Below are 22,993 nucleotides of genomic sequence, written 5' to 3'. Positions count from 1 at the left end.
AGCGTGAAACCTCGCGATCCGACTTCTGCGCCCACGCAGCGCGCGGGCGGGCTGTGGCGCCGCTGGGGCGGTGTGGCCATCGGCGTGGCGATCTTCGCCGCGCTGGTGGTCCTGGTCTGGCATCTGCTCGCCGACACCGCGAGCACGAAGCGCGTGGTGGCCGATGCGCCGATGCTGATGCTTCCGCCGCCACCCCCGCCGCCGCCCGAACCCGAGAAACCGCCGGAACCCGAGCCCGAAAAGGTCAAGCCCGAAGTGGTCGAGAAAGAGCCCAAGCCGGTCGAACCGCTGGAGCCGCCGAAGGACGACACGCCGCCCAGCCCGTCCAAGGACCTGGGCGACCCGGTGACCATGGACAGCGCCGCGCAGGCCGGCAACGACGCCTTCGGCATCCAGGCCGGCAGCGGCGGCGGCATGAGCGGCACCGGTGCCGGCGGCGGCCTGGGCAGCGGTTCGTATGCACGGTACGTCTCGAGCATGTTGCAGCAGGCGCTGTCGCGCGACCCGCGCACGCGCCAACTGGTGTTCGACGACATCCAGGTCGACCTGTGGCTCGGCCCCGACGGCAAGACCACGCGTGCGCAACTGGTGCGCGGCACCGGCACGAGCGACATCGACGAAGCGGTGCTCGCCATGGTGCGCGGGCTCGACCGCATCGACGAGAAGCCGCCCGCCTCGCTGCGTTTTCCGATGCGCGTGTCCATGAAGGGGCGCCGGCCATGACGACCGCGACCGTGCCCCCAGCCCTGTCTGTCCCATTCAATCTTGTGAACGAAGCGATGAACCATCTTCAAAACATTCCGAGTCGGGGCGCCTTGCCGACCCTGCGCAAATGCGCGCTCGCGGCGGCCGTGGCCTCCGCATTCGTCTTCGCGGCCACGGGCGCCGCGGCCCAGTCAGGCGCGGCGCCTGCCGAGACTGCCATGGTCAAGCTGATCCGGGGCCTGATCCAGAGCGGCACGCTGGCCAAGGACGTGGGCGAGGCCCTGCTGGCCCAGGCCCAGACCGAGGCGCTCGCGGCGCAGCAGACGCAGCGCATGGCGGCTTCGGCGACCGCGGCATCGGCTGCCACGGCCGGCGGATTGCGCCTGGAAGCGGGCGATGTGCGTGTGCCCTACATCTCGCAGACCGTGCGCGAGCAGATCCGCGACGAGGTCAAGGCGCAGGTCATGGCCCAGGCCAAGGACGAAGGCTGGGCCGCGCCCAACGAAACGCCCGAGTGGAGCAAGCGCATCCGCGTGGAAGGCGATGTGCGCGTGCGCAACGAATCGCGTGGCTACGCGAGCAACAACAGCAACATCGAAGTCAACTGGTCCGAGCTCAACAAGGGCAGCGGCTACGACGTCAATCCCAATACCAACCTCTCCCTGCCCTCGATCCTCAACACGCAGAAGGACCGGCGCAACCTGTTCCGCGCGCGCGCCCGGCTGGGCGTGTTCGCCGACCTCTCCGAGAACACCAAGGCCGGCGTGCGCCTGGCGTCGGGCAGCGACGAGAGCCCGGTGTCGACCACCCAGACGCTGGGCGGGGGCCTGAGCAAGAAGAGCGTGTGGCTCGACCAGATGTGGATATCGCACAAGCCGGTCGACTGGCTCACCGTGACGGGCGGCCGCTTCGGCAATCCCTTCATGTCGAGCGACGTGCTTTTTTCCAACGACCTGAACTTCGACGGCATCGCTGCCCAGTTCGACAAGAAGCTGGGCAACAAGGACCTGTCGCTGTTCGGCACGCTGGGCCTGATTCCGCTGGAGTACTCGTCCGACAATTCGCCCAGCCGCAGCCAGGACAAGATGAAGAGCGAGAACAAGTGGCTCTTCGGCGCGCAGATCGGTGCCGACTGGAAGATCAACGACGACAACCGCGTGCGCGGCGCGCTCGCGTACTACAACTTCCGCAACATCTCCGGCCAGGTCTCGCAGCCCTGCGCGCTCTATGCCGGCGCCGACGGCTGCAGCACCGACTGGTCGCGTCCGGCCTTCATGCAGAAGGGCAACACGCTCATGCTGCTGCGCGACATCTCGCTGGACCCGCTCAATCCGGCCGGCACGCCGCAGCCGCAGTACGTGGGCCTGGCCTCCAGGTTCCGCCTGATCGACCTGAACCTGCGCTGGGACACCGCGGTGGCAGGCAACAACCTGCGCCTGGACGCCAACTTCGTGAAGAACACCGCGTACGACGCCAAGGACATCTGGAGCCGCGCCGGCACGCGCGGCGCCATCGTCAACAACTTCGGACCCGGCGGCGGCACCAGCCAGTCCGATTTCAAGAGTGGCGGCAATGCCTACCAGATCCAGGCCACTTACGGGAAGCCGGCACCGGCGGCGCGTGGCGACTGGAACGTGCTCGCGGGCTACAAGCGGATCGAGCCCGACGCGATGCCTGACGGCTACAACGACTCGACCTTCCACGGCGGCGGCACCAATGCGCGCGGCTACTTCCTGGGCGGTTCGTACGCGATCGACAAGAACATGTGGTTCACCGGTCGCTGGATCTCCGCCAAGGAGGTCTACGGCCCGCCGCTGTCGATCGACACCCTGCAGCTCGAATTCAATGCGCGTTTCTAAGGAGCTTGCCGTGCCTTCAAAAATCATCCCGGCGCTGGTGCTGGCAGCGCTGGCCGCCACGGCCGGCGTGACGCACGCGCAGCAGCAGGGCCAGAGCATGGAAGAGCGACTGCGCGCGCAGTTGCGCGTGACGACCTCGCAGCTGCAGCAGGCGCAGAACGAGCTGGCCGCGCTCAAGGCCGGGCAGCAGCCCAATGGCGCCGCGGGCCCTGCGGCCGCTGCGCCGGCCGGCAAGTCCGAACTCGAGGCGCTGAAGAAGGAACTCGCGCAGAGCCAGCAGCAACTCGCCGCCGAGCGGCATGCGCGTGGGCAGGCGAGTGCGGGCAGCGAGCAGCTGCGCCAGCAGGCGCAGGCCGCGGCCGAGAAGGCCGGCGCGCAGGTCGCGCAGTACCGTGGCGCCTACGACGATCTGCTCAAGCTGGCGCGTGCCTCCGAAGCCGAGCGCCAGCGGCTCGCGGCCGAGGCGACGACGCAGCGCACCGCGCTCACGCAATGCGAAGCCAAGAACGCGCAGCTCTATGCCGTGGGGCAGGAGGTCCTGCGCGCCTACGAGACGGTGGACCTGGGCAGCGTGCTGGCATCGCGCCAGCCTTTTGCCGCGCAGAGCCGCGTCAAGTTCGAGCAGATCGCTCAGCAGTATGGCGACAAGCTGTACGAGGGAAAGTTCGACGTGCGCGCGGTGAATGCGCCGGCGCCTGCCACCGCGGCCCCGGCCGCTCCCGCACAAGGAGAGAAGCAATGAAACGCATGAAGTACCCCTTGCCGTCGCCCGCGATTGCCCTTGCGGGCGTGCTGCTGGCTTCGTCGGCTGCCATGGCCGCAGCGCAGGCACTCGCCGCCGGCAATGCCGTCGTGGCCCGGATGGGCGAGATCTCGATCGGGCAGGACGAGGTCGAGAAATTGCTGCGGGCGTTGCCCGACGCGGAACGCGCCGCAGTGAAGGCCGACCGCGCGAGCCTCGACGGCTGGCTGCGCCAGCGGCTGCTGAGCGAAGCACTGTTGCGCGATGCCCGCAGCAAGGGCTGGGCCGAGCGGGCCGAGGTGAAGGCGAAGGTCGATGCGGCAGTGCGCGAGGTCGGTGCGCGCATCGTTTCTGCCAGCTATCTCGAATCGGTGAGCCAGGTGCCGCCGGATTTTCCGTCGGACGCGGAACTCAATGCCGCGTATGAGCAGGGCAAGGCCAATTTCAATCTGCCCGCCGGCTATCGGGTGGCGCAGATCTTCCTGGCCACGCCCGGGCGCGATGCAGCCGCCATCGCCAAGGTGCGCGAGGAGGCGAGCAGGCTGGCCCGCCAGGCCCGCGCGGGCGACTTCGCAGCCGTGGCGCGCGCCAATTCGCAGGACAAGGCCACGGCCGAGCGTGGCGGCGAGGTCGCGACCTTGCCGCTGGCGCGCATGCTCCCCGAACTGCGCGACACGGTGGCCCGGCTGAAGCCGGGCCAGGTCAGTGAGCCGATGCAGGCGGAGGCGGGTTTTCATGTCGTGAAGCTGATCGACGTGCAGCCCGCGCGCACCGCCACGCTCGACGAGATGCGGCCGCAGCTGCAGGCCGCATTGCGCCAGCAGCGCCAGCAACAGCTGGTGCAGGCCTACCTGGCGCAACTGGCGCCACCGACCCAGCTGAGCATCGACAGCGCCGCGCTGGATGCGGCGATCCAGAAGACGAACTGAACCATTCTTTTCCCACAACAGGGGCATGCGCATGAACAACACATCGACAACAACCACCCAAGCCAACGAGCTCGCCACCGGAGCGCCGCACCTCGACCTGCTGGACGCCGTCACGCCCGAACAGGTGTCGGACGCCATCAAGACCGCGGGCGCCGCTGTCACGGCCATCGAACAGGACGGCGTTGTGCGCTTGCACAGCGCGAGCCATGGCATCGGATTCCAGGTGCTGTGGGGCAACCCGGTCACGACCACCCAGTTCACCGACTTCACGTTGAGCTGCCCATTGCGCGTGCAGGGCGGCACGCTGCCCGATGCCGTGCTGGCTTCGTGGCACCGCACCAAGCGCTTCGCCCGCGTGGCCCAGCACGGCGACTTCGTCGTGCTCGAGATGGACGTGGTCGTCGCTGGCGGCGTGAGTCCTGCCTACCTGGCGTTCGCCATGCGGCTGTGGATGCAGATGATGGGCGAGTTCTTCCTGCACCTGCGCAACTACGGGCCAGCCGCCGAAACCCGCGGCGATGCAGCGAACACCGAGGCCGGCGCGGTGGCCGCGCAGGGCGAGCCCGCGGCCGCCTGAGCGTGCACCGAATGCATCCAAGCGCGATGCCTTCCGCCCTCCGATCCGTGCCGTCGATCGACGACCACGACCTGCCGGCGACCCGTGCCATCCATGCCACGGAACGGCAGGCGCAGCGCGCGCGGCGCGCCGAGACCGCACGCCAGCGGCAGCGCGCGGCGCTGCTCGATCTGCTGGCGCAGACCATGGCGGAGATGCACATCTCGATGTCGGAACTCAATGCGGCGCGGCGTGCGTTCGAGGTCCGAAGCAGAAGCGAGGCCGGCGCGACAGAGTGACCCCTGAAGCAATCAACCATCATGACACTCACAGGCATCGAGCCCCACATGGCGATGTTCATTCGTCCCGAGCGCCTTGTAGACAGTGCCTGCATCGGGCATGCGCCATTCGCCGCGTGGCTGACTGCCATGGCCCGGCCGAGATGGTTCGTCGAACTCGGAACGCATCTTTTGCGGATGGCTCGATCGACCTGCTGCACATCGATGGCCTGCATACCTGCGAGGCCGTCAGAAATGACTTCGAGACCTGGTTGCCCAAACTCTCCGACCGGGCGATCGTGCTGGTTTACGACACGGCAGTTCGCGCGCGGGGCTTCGGCGTCTGGCGCTATTGGGGCGAGATTTCCCCGCACTTTCCGCACTTCGAACTCGATCACGCGTAAGGCCTGGGTGTGCTGCAGGTTGGCACGGATGTCGCGGCTGGCGTTCGGCAACTGATGTCTGGGCCGCGATGCCGAGGGCACGCGCCGCGTCAGGCCCGGGCGCTGGCCGTGGCGAATTGCGCTCACGCATCGCCTCGCGCAGTCCGAATCGATCGCGCGGCATCTGGTCGGATCGCTTTCAAGGCGGGTGACCCGGCCGCTCAGGTCGGTGCGCGGCATGTTCAATTGACTCTCGCTGCCGTCGGCCTGCCTGCATGACGCGGGAACGTCGGGCACTGAACACTAACGTTGCAACGAGCCCGTCACATGCCGGTGACAGCATGAATGTTTCCAGAATGGCGCGCATTTCTTGTCGACTCGAATTTTCAACCTCACATGGCCTGCGCAGCCATACGGCAGCCGTGACGATGCTCGCGGCGCCGCGGCGCGCCGGGACTGATCGGCGTGCGCCTGTCTGTTGCCCGCTTCGAATGCCGCGTGGTGGCGCTCTGCGGGCTCGTGCTGTTCCGGCTCGCCGGGCCGGCATGGGCGGCTGACGCATCCATGCCGCTGCCGCGGGATGGCCAGCTCCGGGCGGGCCCCATGTCACGCGCGGCGGACCAGGCCCTCGACTTCGACATCCCGGCGCTTGCGCTGGGCGATGCGCTCAAGCGCTATGCCGCCGTGACCCGACAGCCCGCTCTCTTTCGCAGCGAGATCCTGCTGGGCCTCACATCGTCCGCCGTGCATGGCATGTATGCGCCCGATGTCGCCCTCGGTCTGCTGCTGGAAGGCACCGGGCTGGTTGCCGAGAAGGTCCGCACGGGGTCGGGCATCACGCTCGCGTTGAAGCCTGCGGACACGCCGGCGACGACCCCGCGCGCCGCCGGCCTCGGCAGCCTTGCGGGCTACCCGAGCCTGGTGCAGGCGCAGGTCTGGGAAGCACTGTGCGCCAGCGCCCGCACGCGGCCGGGAACGTACCGCTCTCTTCTGCGCCTGGAGGTGGACGGCACGGGCCAGGTTCGGCGGCCGCGCCTGCTCGGCCCGAGCGGCGATGCGTCCAGGGATGCCGCGATGCTCGAGGTGCTTCAAGGCGTGCACCTTGCGCAGGCGCCACCGCCGGATTTGCCGCAGCCCCTGACTCTGCTCATCCTGCCAACGGATTCGCGCAGTGGACCGCGATGCCGCGGCGCATCCTGACCGTGGCCGAAGACACGCGCCCCGTCCTGATGGACTACGTGTCCAGGCACTACGACGCCCTCAAGCGCCAGCTAGGGCGGGCGTTGCGCAATCCGGATCTGGCCGAGGACGCGCTGCACGACACCTGGTTGCGCGTGAACGACAAGGGCAAGAACGAAGACGGTCCGATCCGCCGGCCGGGCGGCTACCTCGTGCGCATGGCTTTCAACATTGCGCTGGACATCCAGCGTCGCCAGAGCCGCAACCTGCCGCTCGACGAGATCGATGCGCTGATGGAGTTTGCCGACACGGCGCCCGGCCCGGAACGGATCGCCGAGGCGCGCTCGCAGCTGGATGGCGTCGTCAAACTCCTGGACCGCATGCCCGCGCGGCGGCGCGAGGTCGTCGTGCTGGTGCACATGGAGGGGCTCACGCAACCCGAGGCGGCCAAGCGCCTCGGCGTTTCGTTGCGCACCGTCGAATACGAACTCAAGAACGCGCACGACTACCTGAGTGCCAGGATGTCCGATGACAAAAAATAGTTGCGGGATCCGGCGGGCGCATTCGTCGTGCTGGGTGAAGAATCGAATTGCCCTGGCCGGACGCCGGACCGAGCCCCGCGATGAAGGGGGCCGGCCGTGACGCACGACACCATGACGCCATCCGTCGACGACGACGACGACCTCGCCATCGGGGCCGAGAGAACGAGGCAGGAGGCCTGGGAATGGCTGCGCCTGTTCCATTCGGGGGCCGTGAAGCCTCAGGACGCCGACCGCTTCCGGCGCTGGGTAGCGAGCAGCCCCTCGCATGCGGCGGCCTTCGGCGAGGCCCGCGCGCAATGGGGTGTGATCGGTCCGGCGGCCGCGGGGCTGCTTCGCGCGAATGCCCAGGCGGCGGCGTTTCATGCGCGCCACCTGTCCCGACCCATGCTTCCCCGCCGGGCCTTCCTGAGCGCGGCCGCGGGCGCGGCGGCCATGGCCGGTGTCGCGGGCGTGGCGGTGTTCCATCCGCCTGCGGGCTTGTGGCCCGCGCCGGCGGAGTGGGGCGCCGACTACCGCACCGCCACCGGCGAGCAGCTGGTGGTCGACCTGACCGAGCGGGTGCATGTCACCCTCAACACCCAGACCCGCATCCGGCGCCAGACGGTGGGCGGTCAGACGACCGGCATCGACCTGCTCGCGGGCGAGGCGGCGTTCGACCTGCCGGCCGGAGCCGGCGGCGGGCGGCCGTTCGGCGTTGTCGCAGGAGTCGGCCGCAGCCTGGTCGAGTCGGGGCGTTTCGAGGTGCGCTACCTGAACGCCAGGGTGTGCGTCACCTGCATCGAAGGCGCGGTGCGCGTGGAACACGCCGCGGGCACCCGCGAGTTGCGCGCGCGCCAGCAGACGGTGTACGACGGCAGTTCGGTGAGCAGCGTGGCGCTCGTCGGCGCGGCGAATCTTTCCGCCTGGCGCAAGGGGGAACTGGTGTTCACTCAGACCCGGCTCTCCGACGTGCTCGACGAGATCAATCGTTACCGGCCCGGGCGCGTGATGCTGATGAATGCCGCCGCGCGCAACCGGCCCGTGACCGGGAGCTTCTACATCGCATCGCTCGACCTGGCGCTGGCGCAACTGCAGCACGCCTTTGTTCTGAATGCGCGCTTGCTGCCGGGCGGGGTGGTGCTTCTCAGCTGATCCTCGCCCCGCGCCCGGGGTGCCTGGCCAAGCGTGCTTTTCAAAATAAGTTGCGGGGTGGTGGGGCGCCCGTTCGTCGTAGTGCATGGACTCAACTTTCTGGCGGAAACGACACATGAGCACACGCGGACGCGAGGGCGCAGCAACGACACCGGGCAACGGCATGCTGGCGCAAGAGGTGCGGCGGGGTCGCCGCTTTCGCATGGCTCCGATCGCCCGCGCGATTGCCATGACGTTGGTCGCAAACGGCGCGCTCCTGGATGCGCAGGCGCAGCAGGCTTTCAGCGGGGCCTGGTTCGCCGGAAAGAACGCGGCGCAGAACACCGCAACGGCCACGGGCCGCCTGCCCAACGGCATGCCGGCATCGTTGTTGAGCAACCCGCTGGAACAACGCAAGGCCGGCGAGCAACTGCAGCGCTCCATCGGCAACCTGAACATGGCGGCACGCGCCATCGCAGCGCAGCAGGCGGCACAGTCCGCAGCGCGCGAAGCCGCATCGAACGGCGGCCCGGACATCCCCGATGGCCTGGCCGACGACGGCTTGAAGGTCGACACGAACAGCCTCACCGCGGGCTGGCTCAACGCCAAGGGGCCGGTGCAGAGCGCCGCGGCCGGCCGCACCGTGGTGGGCATCGAGCAGACCGGCGAGAAGGCGATCCTGAACTGGGAGAGCTTCAACGTGGGCAAGCACACCACGGTGCAGTTCGACCAGAAGGGCGGGGCGAAGCCGGACGGCACCAATGCATGGATCGCCCTGAACCGCATCAACGACCCGAGCGGCCGGCCCAGCCGGATCGCTGGGCAGATCAAGGCGGACGGTTCGGTCTACCTCATCAACCGCAACGGCATCGTCTTCACGGGTTCGAGCCAGGTGAACACGCGCTCGCTGGTGGCATCGAGCCTGTCGCTGTCGGACAAGCAGTTCAAGCTGGGCATCAACAACCCGCAGGTGCTCTCCAACCAGGGCAACGATTTCCCGATTCCGCAGTTCGGCGAGTTCACGTCCGCCAAGCCTGAGATCTATGGCGACAACGGCTTCAAGCCCGGCGTCGGCGGCGCGCCCGACCGCATGGGCAACGTGGACCGCTTCGATCCCGGCGCGGCACCCGGCGCGGTGCGGGTCGACGCCGGCGCGCAGCTGTCGGCGAGCAGCGGCGGCAAGGTCATGCTGTTCGCGCCCAAGGTGCAGAACGCGGGCCGCATCTCGGCGCCCGACGGCCAGGTCATCCTGGCGGCCGGCGAAAACATCTACCTGAAGACGCCGTCCGCGCAGGACCCGAACGCGCCCCGCGGCCTGGACGTGAACGCGTCGGCCGTGCCCGGCTGGGCCTTCACCGGCGGCCAGGTGCTGGGCGCACTCAACCTGTCGCCGGTCTATGCAGATGCCAACTTCGTCGCCGGTCTGCGCGATGTCGTCATGCCCGAGATGGCCGCGCGCGCCAAGGCCGTCGGCTACGAGGTGGTCAACACCGGCACCGTGCAGGCCGACCGCGGCAACATCACGCTGCAGGCGCAGGACGTGCGCCAGTCGGGCGTGCTGAGCGCCACGACGGCGTTGAACAACCGCAACGGCTCGATCCTGATGCGCGCGTGGGGCCTGGGCACCCACATGTACGCGGACGGCGTGAACGATTTCGTCAACTGGTCGGCCGGCACGCTGACGCTGGGCGAAGGCAGCATCTCGCAGGTCCTGCCCGACGCCTCGGACACCAGCGAGATCGAGGCCTCCGCGCTCGCCACGCGCTACCAGCCCGGCCGCGTGAGCCTGTACGGGCAACTGATCGATGTGCAGGCCAAGGCCGGCGTGCTGGTGCCGGCCGGAACGATCAAGGCCGAATCGGCGGTCAACCCGCTGTTCACGCAGCTTCAATATCACAAGCCCGGCAGCCGGGGCGACGCGAGCCGCATCTACGTGGACGCCGAGGCGTTCCTCAGCGTGGCCGGCCTGCAGGGCATGCAGGTGGACATGTCGCGCAATTTCATCGAGGCCGAGATGCGCATCAACGAACTGCGCGACTCGCCGCTGCAGCTCGACGCCTGGATCCGCGGCAAGAAAGTGATCGTCGACCGGCGCGTGAACGGCGTGTTCAGGGACGGCCCGATGGCGGGCGTGCAGTGGGTGCTCGGGCCCGACGGGGCCACCTACATTCCGGGCGCCTGGGTGGGAACGCCGCTGGGCGACGTGAGCGGCTGGGTCGGCGTGGGCAAGACCGACCTGCGCGAACTCTCGGCCGACGCGGGCCGCATCGAGCTGCGCGCCGGCGGTGCGGTGATCACGCGCGCCGGCTCGATGCTCGACGTGTCCGGTGGCTCGGTTCGCTACACCGACGGCATGAACACGGCGACCAAGCTCATGGGCGCCGACGGCCGCATCCACACGATGGACCGGGCCATGTCCGACACCGACTACACCGGCCTGGCGGGCGAGTTCACGAAGGAGCATCAGCGCTGGGGCGTGAAGACCACGTGGCGCACGCCGCTCATCGGCGCCGACTACAAGGAAGCCGGCTACACCGAAGGGCGCAAGGCCGGCGCGGTGCAGATCCATGCGGGCGATGCCATGGTGCTCGAGGGCGACATGCTGGGCGGCGTGGTGGTGGGCGAGCGCCAGTCGCAGAACCCCGGTGGGAACAAGGGCGGGCGGCTGGAGCTGGGCGAGAACACGCCGGACGGCCGGCCCTGGTCGCCGGGCACCATCGTCGTCACGCACGACCCCAAGCGCCTCGCGCAGGACTTCGACGCCAGGACCAAGCTCGGCGACGACTTCTACGTGCAGCTCAAGCCTGACGAACAGAAGTCGCGCAAGCTCACTTTTCTTTCGGACGACATGCTCAGCGATTCGGGCCTGGGCACCATCGCGCTCAACGTCATCAACGGCGACTTCGAACTGGCGAAGGGCGCCGCAGTCACCTTGTCGCCGGGCGCGTCGCTGTTCGTGGCGGGCACCGAAGGCTCGACGAACGACATCCGCATCCACGGACAGATCCGCGCACCCGGCGGGCAGATCAGCCTGTCCTCGGCCAACGGCTTGCTCGAGGTGGGCGAGCACGGCCGCCTGGACGCCAGCGGGCAGTGGATCAACACCTGGCGCGACGGTGCCCTGCGCGGCGCCTGGGCCGTGGATGGCGGCGCGATCACGGTCAACGTCGGAAAGATATCGGCCCACAAGGCGGCCGTGTTCGATGTGTCGGGCGGCGGCCGCACGGACCTCGGCAAGAAGGGCCTGCCAACGCTGCGCGTGGGCGATGCGGGCGCGATCTCGCTGACCGGCGTGACGCCCGACCTGGACCTGGGCGCACTGAACCTGCGCGCCCACGCCGCGGGCTCGGCGGGCAACCTGTCGCTAGAGACCGCTTCGTCGGTGCAGGTCGGCGGCGTTGCGGCCGCTGCGCAGCCGGGCAATGCATCGGCAGAAGCAGAAGCAGCGGCTCCTGTCGTGCTGCCCGCCACGCTCTTCGGAGAGCGCGGCTTCGGCAAGGTCTCGGTCTCGGTGCGCGGCGAAGGCAAGGGCATCACGCTGCCTGAGGACGCAGCGGTGTCGCAGCAGGCCACCAGCATTGACCTGCGCAGCTTCGCCTGGCGCGACCTGCCGAGCGGGCGCAACCTGGCCGACGTGGCGCCGCTCGGTGTGCTGCGACCCGAAGAGCGTGCGGCGCGAGACCCCGCATCGCTGCGGCTCGGCACGGAAAACGGTCCGATCCGGATGGCGCGCGGCGCCACGGTGCGCACCGACACCGGCGGCAGTCTGTCGCTGAACGCCGGCGGCGACCTGGGCGTGCTCACGGTGGCGGGCCGGCTGGACGCGCCGGCCGGGCGCATCGGCTTGAACGGCCGCACGGTCGCCCTCGAAGCCGGCGGCGAACTGCTGGCGCGCGGTGTGCCGCTGATCCACGTCGACAGCACCGGCCGCCGCATGGGCGAGGTGCGCGACGGCGGCACGGTGACGGTCCAGGCGAGCGAACTGCGGCTCGAGAAAGACGCACTCATCGACGTCTCGGGCGCCACCGGCACGATCGACGATGTCGCCGATGCCGGCCCCTCGGGCACCCGCGTGCCCCGGCCCGCGCAGGCGATCCAGCTGGACAGCAACGGCGGCCTGATCGAGATCTCGGGCGCGGGCCTGATCGAAAGCAGGATGCGGGGCGTTGCGGGCGGGCCCGGCGGCATCGGCGGGCGCATCCGCCTGAACATGACCGCATCGTCCGGCCTGAACGGTTCGCCGCTGGAACAGCTCGCGCGCGCGCTGCCCGACCCCGATTGCTACGGCTTCCTCGTGGACGGCGCGTGCAGCGACTGGAAGCAGGGCCTGGACTTCGACTGGGCCCCCGGCCTTCGCTCATGGGGCTACGACATCGCCGGCCCGATGGTGCTGCCGTCGTCGCTGGCCGCGGCGCTGGCGGACACCAAGGAACTCGTGGTGTCCGACCGCTTGCCAACGCCCGGCCCTTCCAGCCCGCTCGATCCGGCGCAGTTCGGACTGTCCGCGCAAACGTTGGACAACTTCCGCGACATCTTCTTCTCGGGCGGCGAGCTGCTGCGCGACCTGCTCGACAAGCCCGGCCGCCAGTTCGCGCTGACGGTGCGCCCGCAGGCGTTCAGGGACGGCGGCTTTGCCGATCTCTCGCTGGTGAATGCAACGCAGGGCGCGATCCGGCTGGACAACGCGCACCTCGCGTTCAGTCGTTCGATCTCGCTGCAGGGACCGATCGTCGGGCATGCGGCCTCGTCGTCGACGCTGCGCGCGCCGCACCTCGTGCTGTCGGCCGTGCCCGACGCGTCGCGGGCTCCGTCGGCAGCATCCTCCGCGGCAACGGGCCAGCTCACCCTGTCCGGTTCGCTGATCGACATCACGACCTCGGAGAACGCCGGCCAGTTCCAGACCGGTGCCGTGCGCATCGGCGGCTTCGCACGCACGGTGCTCGAAGCCGGCGAGATCCGCATCGGTGGCCCGTTGCCCACGCAGTTCGGCGAAGCAACGAAGCTGCAGGTCAACCTGGACGTCGACGGGCACCTCGTGCTGCGGGCCGGCCAGGTCTACCCGACGACCGCGATGGCCGGCGTGGTCCGCGCGGGCGATTCGATCACCGTCGAGCGCGAAGGCGATGCCGGTGGTGCGCCGTTGTCGGCCGGCGGCAGCCTGCGCCTGCAAGCGCCGGTGATCGCGCAGAACGGGGTGCTGCGCGCGCCCTTCGGCCAGATCGAACTGGACGCGGGCGAACGCCTGTCGCTGGGCGCGGGCAGCCTCACGTCGGTGTCGGGCGCCGGCCTCACCGTGCCCTTCGGCACGCTGTCCAACAACGAACACTGGCACGACCCAACCCAGGGCATCGACGTCGCCAATCCGTCGAGCGGCTCCCTGGTGGCGCCGCCCGAAAAGCGCATCACCATGAAGTCGCCCGACGTGGCACTGGCGCGCGGCGCGGTGGTGGACATCGCGGGCGGCGGTGACCTGCACGCCTCCGAATTCGTGCCGGGCCCGGGCGGCTCGCATGACGTGCTGGCCATGCCGGGCATGTACGCGATCCTGCCGGGCCAGGCCGGTGCGGCGCCTGTGGCCGCTGGTGCGGGCGTTGGCGCGGTGGGGCAGCGCGTCTGGCTTGCCGGCGGCCCCGGGCTGGCGGCCGGCTGGTACCAGTTGCTGCCCGCGCGCTTTGCGCTGCTGCCCGGCGCCTTCGCGGTGCAGGCGACGGGCAAGGCATGGGGCGGCGCGCGTGCGCCGGCCACCCGCGCGCCGGACGGCAGCCTGGTCATGCAGGGTCGGGCCGGCGACACCCATGGCGGCCGCCAGGACGCGCGGACCACGGCCTGGCGCGTGATGTCCGGCGGCACGCTGCGCCGCTATTCCGAATACAACGAGGCCACGGCCAACGATTTCTTTTCGTCCGAAGCCTTCAAGCTCACGCAGTACCGTCTCACCGGCCAGGACGTCGTCACGCCCCGCCTGCCGCGCGACGGCGGCGCGGTCGTGTTCGACGCGCAGCGACGCCTGGTGCTGGACGGCACGCTGCGCTCGGCACCCGACGCGGGCGGACGCGGCGGGCTGGTCGACATTGCCGGCCAGAAAATCGCCATCGTCGGCAGCGGGCAGGACACCGCCAGCCTGCAGGCCGATGGCTACCTCGTCATCGATTCGGCGAGCCTGTCGAACTTCGGCGCCGGCAGCCTGCTGGTGGGCGGCAAGCGCCAGGGCAATGCACTCGGCCTGGAGCTGGAGGTGACCGCGACCGACATCGTCGTGCGCAACAACGCAGGCTCCGAACTGTTCGGTCCCGAAATCATCCTGGCGGCCAGCGACCAGGTCGCCATCGAGGGCGCAAGCCGCGTCAGCGCACGGGGCGCCGGCGGCCGGGGCTCGGGCAACCTGGTCATGAAGCCGAGGGTGGCGGCGGTCTACACCGACCCCGACGGCAACCTGGACGACAACTTCGACGGCGTGATCGATGCCAAGGACGCCGTGGACGATGTGCTGACCACGCCCGCCAAAGACTGGGGCGCGCTGGTCCGCGTGACCACGGGCGATGCGGCCAAGGTCATCCGCCAGGGCGTGGACACCTCGCGCGGCGGACTGGTCTCGATCGGTGCCGGTGCCGTCGTCGACGGCGGCGCGGCCTTGCTCATCGACGCGACGCGCACGACGGAGCTGGCCGCCTCGGCGCAGATCGCGGGCACCGACCTGTCGGTGGCTGCCGGCCGCATCGGCTTCGGCGGCGGCACCGAAGGCATGGTGCTGGACAGCGGCGCGCTCGCGCAGCTGGCCCATTCGACACGCCTGACGCTGCGCAGCTACACCGGCTTCGACTTCTACGGCTCGCTCGACCTGGGCGCGGCCGGCCTCAAGGCGCTGACCTTCGACGGTGCCGCCTTCGTCGGGCGGGGCGCGGGCGATGTGGTCATCAAGGGCGAGAGCATCGCGCTCATCAACAGCGGCGGCGGCGCGAACGTGCCGGCCGGCGCGGGCTCGGGTGGCTTCACCCTCGACGCCGCCACGCTCGTGCTGGGCGCGGGCCAGAAGACGTTCTCGGGCTTCGGCGCCGTGACGCTGGCCGGCCGCGATGCCATCGTCGGCGAAGGCGCGGGCGGCATCGACACCGGCGCCGCGCCGCTCACGCTGCGCACGCCGCTGCTCACCGGACGCGGCGGCGCGGCGCAGTCCATTGCCACGGGCGGTGCCTTGCAGGTTGTGGCATCGCCGGAAGGCACGGCCGCACCGTTCGACCTGCAGGAAAGCCTGGGCCTGCGACTGGGCCTCACCGGCCGCAGCATCGCCTTCGGCGGCCGGGCGGTCGCGCGGGGCGGCAGCATCGACATGACGGCCACCGGCGGAAGCCTGGTCGTGACGCAGGGCGCGCTGATCGACGTGGGCGGCTCGGCCCAGCAGTTCTTCGACGTGGCCGAGCACGCGGATGCGGGGCGCATCACCTTGTCTGCGGCGGGCGGCGACGTGCGCCTGGACGCCGGCAGCCGGCTCCATCTTGCCGCGCACCCGGACGGCGGCGACGCCGGCACGCTGAGCCTGGCGGCATCGCAGGGCGGCACGGTGGTGCTCGACGGCCTGATCGCTGCGCAGGCGAGCCGCACCGGTGGCAAGGCCGGCAGTTTCTCGCTCGACATCGAGGCGCTGCCCGACTTCGCCGGCTTCAGCCAGCGGCTGAACGACGCGGGCTTCAACCGGTCGCGCCAGTTCCGCATCCGCCAGGGCGACGTGGCGCTGGGCGGCTTCACGCAGGTGGAAGACTTCGGCCTCACGGCAGACCGCGGCCGCATCGACATCACCGGCACGGTGGATGCGCGCTCGGCCTATGGCGGTGCCATCCGCATCACGGCCGGCAACGGCGTGGCGATGCAGTCCGGTGCGCAGCTGCTTGCCGGTGCGACCGGCAGTCTCGGCAATGGACGCGTCACACTCGAAGCGGCCGGCGGGCAGCTGCACCTGGGGGGTGGCCTGATCGATGTGGCCGGCAACGAAGGCGGCAAGGTGCGGCTGCGCGCGCAACAGAACGCGACGCATGACGACCTCGCGGTCGCCGCGCTGAACACCACCGTCACCGGCGCGCGCTCAGCGGTGCTCGAGGGCGTCAGCACCTACGACGTGAAGGACTACGACGGCGCCACGGTCGATTCGGTCAAGGCCGACGCCATCGCGCATGCCGCACGTTTTCGCGGTGCATCGGCCGCAGTGGCCGCGCGCCTGGGCACGGCCCTGGACGTCATGCCGGGCATCGAGATCCGCAGCGCGGGCGACCTCGCGCTGAACAGCGACTGGAACCTGTTCAGCGACTTCTCGAATGCACGCGAAGGCACGCTGACCTTGCGCGCGGGCGGCAACCTGGCCATCAACGGCCACCTGAGCGACGGCTTCGACGTGGCGGACCGCAGCGGCCTGCTGCAGGCGGGCCCCTCGTGGAACTTGCGGCTGGTGGCGGGCGGGGAGCTGGCGTCGGCCGATGCCATGGCGCTGCGACCCCTCGTCGCGCAGACCGCGGGCAAGGGCTCGATCACCGTGGGCACGGCCAACACCGCCGTACCGACGGACGACGACCCGACGCCCGACAACGGCGCAGGCAAGCTCGTGCGTACCGGCACGGGCGATCTCGAGGTGCGCGCGGGCCGCGACCTTCGCCTGGCGCACAAGGAATCGGTGATCTACACCGCCGGGCGCAAGGACACGACGATGTGGAGCGACTTCTCCACCGCCAACCGCAACGCGAGCTACGGCGTGGAAGGCGGCAACCTCGTCATCGGTGCGCTGGGCAGCATCGAAGCCATGCCCTCGGGCCAGCATTTCACCGAGTGGCTCAACCGCCAGGGCACCCTCAACGCCGAGCGCTTCTTTGGCGAGTACAGCAACGGCGAGAACGCCATGCATCCGGACGGCACCTACGGTCCCGTCATTCACGGGCCCGAGCAATCGAGCTGGTGGATCGACTACGCGCGCTTCCAGCAGGGCGTGGGCGCGCTGGGGGGCGGCAACGTCACCGTGGACGCGGGCGGCGACCTGCGCAACCTGCTGGTCGCCTTGCCGACCCACATGCGCATGCGCGGCGGCCGCTCCGCCAACGAGGCGATGACCATGGAAATGCGCAATGGCGGTGCCATGACGGTGCAGGCCGGCGGTGCGATCCGCGGCGGCCAGTACTACGTGGCGCGCGGCGCCGGCGACATCCGTGCCGGCGAGACGGCGGTCGGCCACACGGTCGTGCTGACCCGCGACGACAGTGCCGGCGGCTTCACCAGAACGAACTACACCGTGGCCCCGGTGCTCGCGCTGGGCGACGCCACGTTGAGCCTGCGCACGGCGGGCGACCTGCGCCTGCAGACCGTGATCGATCCGCTGCTCGTGACCTACGGCGAAGGCCTGCGCGGCGACGGCCAGTTGCTGAACTACGGCGCCTACATGAGCGGCTATACCGACCGCAGCGCGCTGCGGCTGGTGTCGACCGGCGGCAACATCACCTTCGTGAACCGCGCGACGTTCATCTTCCGCGACCTGCTGCTCAACAGCTTCGACACCGACACGCTGGTGGGCTTCGGCGGCAACCGCTATCCGGCGCGCTTCTCGGCGGCCGCGCTGAACGGCGGCATCGCGGTGGACGGTCCGCTGCACGTGCTGCCGGGCACCACGAACGACGTGAGGATGGTGGCGAAGACCGACATCCGCTTCGACGCGCCGCTGCTCATGGCCTATGCCACGCCCGCAATGATGCCCTCGGGCTACATGCCGGGCGGCGCGGGCTCGCCGGTCAACCAGATGAACATGGAGGACATGCTCGACAACCTGATCGGCCCGGCCTCGTCCACCTTCATCAACACGCCCTACCTGCGCAGCGTCCACAACCCCGAGGTGCTGCCGCTGGCCAACGACTTCGAGCCCAGCCGCATCTATGCCTCGCAGGGCTCCATCGTCGGGCTCGACGTGAAGGCCAACGAGCAGACCTGGGTGCGCGCGGGCACCGACATCCGGGGCCTTCGCCTGGCCGGGCGCAACCTGCGCGGCTCCGACGTCACGCTGCTGGAAGCGGGCAACGACATCCTGGCGATGGCGGGCGTGCTGCGCCTGGACCGCGACAACGAATTCCCGGTCGGCCTGACGGGCAACATCGAACTGCAGGGCCCCGGCACCCTGGTGCTGGCCGCCGGCCGCGACCTGTACGCCGACAACCTGCAGGTGCAGACGCTGGGCAACCAGCGCTACGACAGGGACAACCGCGCAAGGCCCGAGTCGCAGGTCAAGGGCTTGCCGGAACAGGGCGCCACCATCACCGCCATGGCCGGGCTGAACCGTGCGGTGGGCTACGAGGCGTTCACGCGCGCCTACCTCGATCCCGCAGCCGTCACGTCCATGCCAGACCACCTGAAGGCCCGCAGCGCCGACGGCACGGTGCTGCCCATCTACCTGATGGACCAGCTCGAAACGCGCGAAGGCGGACAGGAAAAAACCGTGCGCCGGGGGCTGGTGTCGTACATGAAGGACATGACCGGTGAGACGCTGGCACCGCTGGAAGCCTGGGCGCGCTTTCAGCAATTGCCTGCGCTCGCGCAGCAGCAGTTCCTGCGGCAGATCTACCTGATCGAACTGCGGGAAGCGGGGCGCGACCAGAACGAACCGGGCACCGGCGGGCTGCCGCGCAACGGCGGCTACAACCGCGGCTACGCGGCCATCAAGACGCTGTTCCCGGGCGACGACTGGAAGGGCGACGTGGCGGCCAACAAGCTCATGCTGCGCACGATGGCCGGCGGCGACATCGACGTGCTCACGCCCGGCGGTGGCCTGCAGGTGGCGGCGCTGGGCGCGACGGTGCCGGCCGGCTATGGCCTGGTGACGCTGGCCTCGGGGCACATCGGCATCTTCGCGAAGGACGACGTGACGGTGAACCAGTCGCGCATCCTGTCCTTCGTGCCCGAGGTCACGAAGGAAGGCAGCGACCAGATCATTTGGGCCACCGTCGGCGACATCGACGCGGGGCGCGGCGCCAAGACCCTGCGCGTGCCCTCCGCGCCCGAGGTGGCCACCGACCTGGACGGCGTGACGGTGATCCGCGAGAAGTCGGACATGAGCGGCAGCGGCATCGGCACCGTGGGCGACGGCGACGTCGACCTGGTGGCGCCGCGCGGCACCGTGAACGCCGGCGACGCCGGCTTGCGCGTGGCGGGCAACCTGAACATCGCAGCGCTGCAGGTGCTCAACGCGGACAATATCCAGGTCAAGGGCGAGACCAAGGGGCTGCCGGTGATCGCGACCGTGAACATCGGCGCGCTGACCAACGCCAGCTCGGCGGCGGCGCAGGCGACTGCGGCCGCGCAGGACATGGTGCAGCGCGAGCGCGCGGCTGCGCGGCAGGCGCTGCCTTCGGTCTTCACGGTGCGCGTGCTCGGCTTCGGCAGCGAGCCCGGCCAGGGCGCAAGCGACACGTCCCCGCGTGCGGGCCTGCAGAGCGGGGCGAAGGTCGACTACGACCCGATGAACCCCGTGCAGGTCGTTGGCATGGGCCGCAGGATCGACCCTAGGCACTGGGCCAACCTGAGCAGCGACGAGCTTCGTCGGCTGCAGCAGGACCGGTAGGCCGGCAAGGGGTGATGCGCCATGGCATGGAGTGTCCTTTGCAAACCGGTAGAAGCACCGGCCGGCGACGAAGCCGCTAACGACCCGGTGGACGAGGCGCAGCGCCGCCTGGCGCTGCAGGCGTTTCTCTGCGCGAACTACGAGGGGCTGCGCGGCAGGTTGACGCGCCATCTCGGATGCGCCGATACGGCCAGCGAGTGCCTGCACGATGCCTGGCTGCGGCTGGGGCGCCTGGATGCGTGCGCGCCCGTGCAGAACCCCGGCGCCTACATCTACCGCATGGCCTGCAACGCCGCGATGGACCGCATGCGCGGCGACCGGTCCTGGCAGTTCACGGGCGATGCCGACACCGGCATTGAGCATTTCGCCGACCCCACGCCCGGCCCCGCGCACGTCGCCGAGGCGCGCTCCGACCTGGCAGCCGTGCTGTGCGCGCTGGAGCGCTTGCCACGCCGGCATCGCTCGGTGCTGGTGGCGCTGCGCATTGACGAGATGACCCGCGATGAGGTCGCGAGCCGCTACGCGCTCTCGCTGCGCGGCGTGGACACGGCCTTGCGGCAGGCGCTGGACTATTGCGCGGGCCATACCGGCCTGCAGGTGCTGGCCGGCGTGAGTGCGCCACGGCGGGCGCTGCGCGCGCGCGCCGAGGCACTGTCGGTCAGCGTGTCGCGTGGCTGGGCCTGTGTCCCTCATCCAGAAAGACCGCCATGAACGCTTCTTCCGCCAGATTCGCACCTCGCTGGACACGCCTGTGGTTGGCCTTCGGCTGGTTGGGCCTGGGCCTTGTGAGTGCCATCTTGCCGGTGGCCGCGGCGGCGCAGCCGCGCCAGCAGGTGCCGCAGCACTGGATCAGCTACGCCACCCTGGCGAGCAACCAGTTGCAGGCCTCGCTCGGCGACCTCGCCAACGACGCTGTGGTGCGCTTGCACGCCTCGATGCAATCGCGGATGCGCCAGGACGGCCGCGCGAGCCCGCCCGCGTCCGTGGTAGTGCGCGTGTGGGTTGCCTCCAGCGGAAGGGTCGAGCGCGTGGGTTTCGACTCGCTCGGTGATGCGCAGGCCGACGCCGACCTGCGTGCGCTGCTCACTGCCCGTCCGCTGGCCGAGCCGCCGCCGCGCGACATGCGCCAGCCGATGGTGCTGCAGCTCACGCTGAGCTCCGTCACGAGCAGCTGAGGCAAGGGAGATGCAGCATGCCCGCGCGGTGGTGGCCCTGATGCTTGCCGGCCTTGTGGCTGGCCCGACGTTGCTCGCACGGATGGCGGTCAAGAGCGAGGAACAGCAAGCAGTGCTGGGGCTGGTTCGGGCGCTGCGCTCGGAACTGCCGGTTGACCCGATCCACAGGGCATGGCGCTCTGGTATCGCTGGTCGTGGTCTTCACCACTTTGCCGCGCATCACGCCTCGCAGCCCCAGGCGCCGCATCAGCCGTTCGACTGTGCAGCGCGCCACCGCAGTGCCCTCGCGTGCCAGTTGCCTTCAGACCTTGTCGGCCCATAGTCCTGCATGTTGGCCTGCCAGACGCGCTGTATCGCCGCGATCGACTCGACTGCCGCCCCCAGCGACGGGTACTCCCTGCGGTGCTCCTGCACCATCCACTCTATGGAGTCAGATCAGTTCAGGGCCTGCCCCCGGACGCACCACGCGCTTCGGCACGCCCGGGTTTCACCGGCCGCTGCCATCCGCGCATGTAGGTGATCAGCGACTGCGACAGGTGGTTGGCTGCAAGAGACAAGCGACGGGAGTAGCTGGCCACCAGCGTGGCGCGCGCCGATCGCAACGAGGCGTCGGTGAGTGGAATCGCGACCACCTTGCCGGCCTCGATCAGCGGCGCGACGACGTCGCTGGGCTGGAAGGTGATCAGGTCGGACTCCGCGACCAGCCGGCTCGCGAACGAAAGCGAGTTGGTTTCGATGGCGATGTTCAGCTTGAACTTGCCCTTGGAACTCACGCGATCGACCAGCTGACGCAGGCCGAAAGACCGGTCGGGCAACGCGAGCGGAACGTCGGCCACTTGCGCAAGCGTGCAGCTGCGTTGTTGTGCGAGCGGATGTTGCGGCGAAGCGATCACGCACAGGGGCTGCTCGATCTTCTGCAATTCGATGAGGTCGGGACGCGGCGAGGCGCCGAACAGGATGCCCAGGTCGTACTTGTGCTCTGCCACCGACTCGCCCACCGCATGCGACCCCATGAGGTCGAGCGAAAAGGTGATGCCCGGGTGCGTGCGGATGAAGGTCGGCATGAAGCTCGTGAGCAGGCCGTGCAGGATGCCTTCCACGCAGCCCACCCGCACATGGCCCTTGGCCAGCGTCTCGTACTCGTGGATCTGGCCCTTCAGGTCGGCCAGCTGCGTCTTGTTGTCCTGCGCATAGCGCAGCAGGAGCTCGCCGGCCGCAGTCAGCGCCATGCCCCGTGCGTGGCGCTCGAAGACGGGCACACCCAGTTCGTCTTCGAGCAGTGCGATCTGCCGGCTCACGGCACTCTGGGCGACGAAGAGCTTTTCCGCCGCCACGCGCACCGAGCCAAAGGCCGCGACCTCGTAGAAGTACCGAAGGGTTGTGGATTCGATCATGCGTGCACTCTACGGGATGGCTGGGAAGGGGCGCGGCGACGCTCAGATCGCGGCGCGTGCCTGCCGTGTCAGCATGCGCCCCGCGCGCGCAAGCACCCGCGCCTCGCTCGCGCCTCGGTATGCGAGCACGCCGTTCACGAACACGCGCTCGATGCCTTCGCTCACGCCCAGCGGCTGGTCGTAGGTGGCGGTGTCGGTGATGGTCTCGGGGTCGAACACGACCACGTCGGCCATGGTGCCGACGCGCAGCAGGCCANGAAGAGCTTGCGCTGGCGCCAGTAGCGCGCGAACACGCGCGGGAACGCGCCCCACAGCCGCGGGTGCGGATGGCGGTCGTGCGGCAGGCCGTCGCTGCCGATCATGGTGCGCGGATGTGCGATGACTCTTTCGACGTCGTCCTCGTGCATCAGGAAGTAGCACGCACCACCGGGCTTCAGGCGCAGGCTGGCCTCCTGCTCGGTGGTTCCCCATTCGCGCGCGATGTCGGCGATGAGGCGACCGGTCATCTCGGGATGAGGCTCGGACCAAGTCAGCAGTACATCGATGACGCCATCGACCAT

The 22,993-nt window shown here is 69.7% G+C and carries 14 protein-coding genes and 3 pseudogenes; 13 read left to right on the top strand and 4 right to left on the bottom strand.

The genetic code is table 11. From position 1 onward, the window contains the following. Window positions 1-3: 3 nt before the first annotated feature. The 13 genes from ASD34_RS08095 (at window position 4) to ASD34_RS08035 (ending at window position 21,039) form a co-directional block, all read left to right on the top strand. On the top strand, window positions 4-723 hold the full coding sequence (locus ASD34_RS08095; RefSeq protein ID WP_235510006.1) for an energy transducer TonB: 720 nt from the start codon (window positions 4-6) through the stop codon (window positions 721-723). A 56-nt stretch (window positions 724-779) separates the two neighbouring features. Further along, on the top strand, window positions 780-2,564 hold the full coding sequence (locus ASD34_RS08090) for a putative porin (RefSeq protein ID WP_082548547.1): 1,785 nt from the start codon (window positions 780-782) through the stop codon (window positions 2,562-2,564). 10 nt (window positions 2,565-2,574) lie between these two features. After that, window positions 2,575-3,306 carry a hypothetical protein gene (locus ASD34_RS08085; protein ID WP_200937550.1) on the top strand — a complete coding sequence of 244 codons (732 nt, stop codon included), beginning with the start codon at window positions 2,575-2,577 and terminating at the stop codon, window positions 3,304-3,306. Next, window positions 3,303-4,235, top strand: coding sequence for a peptidylprolyl isomerase (locus ASD34_RS08080; protein ID WP_056575442.1), 933 nt, complete (start codon window positions 3,303-3,305; stop codon window positions 4,233-4,235). The genes ASD34_RS08085 and ASD34_RS08080 overlap by 4 nt, the downstream gene beginning before the upstream one ends. Window positions 4,236-4,266: 31 nt before the next feature. Next, entirely contained in the window at window positions 4,267-4,812 is a 546-nt protein-coding gene (locus tag ASD34_RS08075; protein WP_200937549.1) for a YbjN domain-containing protein, read from the top strand. A 47-nt stretch (window positions 4,813-4,859) separates the two neighbouring features. Beyond that, window positions 4,860-5,090: a hypothetical protein gene (locus tag ASD34_RS27870; RefSeq protein WP_056575439.1), complete on the top strand. Its 231-nt coding sequence runs from the start codon at window positions 4,860-4,862 to the stop codon at window positions 5,088-5,090. Beyond that, on the top strand, window positions 5,087-5,473 hold the full coding sequence (locus tag ASD34_RS27865) for a class I SAM-dependent methyltransferase (RefSeq protein WP_268810572.1): 387 nt from the start codon (window positions 5,087-5,089) through the stop codon (window positions 5,471-5,473). Before ASD34_RS27870 ends, ASD34_RS27865 begins: the two co-directional genes overlap by 4 nt. Before the next feature lie 444 nt (window positions 5,474-5,917). Beyond that, window positions 5,918-6,652, top strand: a complete 735-nt coding sequence (locus ASD34_RS08060) for a TonB-dependent outer membrane receptor (RefSeq protein WP_157609660.1) — start codon at window positions 5,918-5,920, stop codon at window positions 6,650-6,652. 2 nt (window positions 6,653-6,654) lie between these two features. Further along, window positions 6,655-7,173, top strand: coding sequence for an RNA polymerase sigma factor (locus ASD34_RS08055; RefSeq protein ID WP_235510005.1), 519 nt, complete (start codon window positions 6,655-6,657; stop codon window positions 7,171-7,173). Between the two features lie 96 nt (window positions 7,174-7,269). Then, entirely contained in the window at window positions 7,270-8,304 is a 1,035-nt protein-coding gene (locus tag ASD34_RS08050) for a FecR family protein (RefSeq protein ID WP_056575426.1), read from the top strand. Window positions 8,305-8,419: 115 nt separating this feature from the next. Further along, on the top strand, window positions 8,420-19,864 hold the full coding sequence (locus ASD34_RS08045) for a filamentous haemagglutinin family protein (RefSeq protein ID WP_162248694.1): 11,445 nt from the start codon (window positions 8,420-8,422) through the stop codon (window positions 19,862-19,864). 21 nt (window positions 19,865-19,885) lie between these two features. Continuing rightward, complete coding sequence (locus ASD34_RS08040; protein ID WP_082548543.1) at window positions 19,886-20,575, top strand: RNA polymerase sigma factor; 690 nt, start codon at window positions 19,886-19,888, stop codon at window positions 20,573-20,575. Continuing rightward, a complete protein-coding gene (locus ASD34_RS08035; protein ID WP_157609659.1) occupies window positions 20,572-21,039 on the top strand; it encodes a YbaB/EbfC family DNA-binding protein in 468 nt (155 codons plus the stop codon). The genes ASD34_RS08040 and ASD34_RS08035 overlap by 4 nt, the downstream gene beginning before the upstream one ends. A 121-nt stretch (window positions 21,040-21,160) precedes the next feature. Here the strand turns inward: ASD34_RS08035 and ASD34_RS27045 are convergent. From ASD34_RS27045 to ASD34_RS28125, 4 genes and pseudogenes are all read right to left on the bottom strand, one after another. Further along, window positions 21,161-21,393 (bottom strand): annotated as a pseudogene (locus ASD34_RS27045) (IS3 family transposase); the annotation flags it as partial. An 86-nt stretch (window positions 21,394-21,479) separates the two neighbouring features. Beyond that, entirely contained in the window at window positions 21,480-22,433 is a 954-nt protein-coding gene (locus ASD34_RS08030) for a LysR family transcriptional regulator (RefSeq protein WP_056575415.1), read from the bottom strand. A 42-nt stretch (window positions 22,434-22,475) separates the two neighbouring features. Next, window positions 22,476-22,689, bottom strand: a pseudogene (locus ASD34_RS28130) (D-aminoacylase); the annotation flags it as partial. 1 nt (window position 22,690) lies between these two features. Then, window positions 22,691-22,993 (bottom strand): annotated as a pseudogene (locus ASD34_RS28125) (D-aminoacylase); the annotation flags it as partial.

Origin of the sequence: Variovorax sp. Root473 (genome assembly GCF_001426505.1) — a bacterium.
Taxonomy (GTDB): domain Bacteria; phylum Pseudomonadota; class Gammaproteobacteria; order Burkholderiales; family Burkholderiaceae_C; genus Variovorax.
This window is presented reverse-complemented; position numbering and strand designations above follow the sequence as displayed.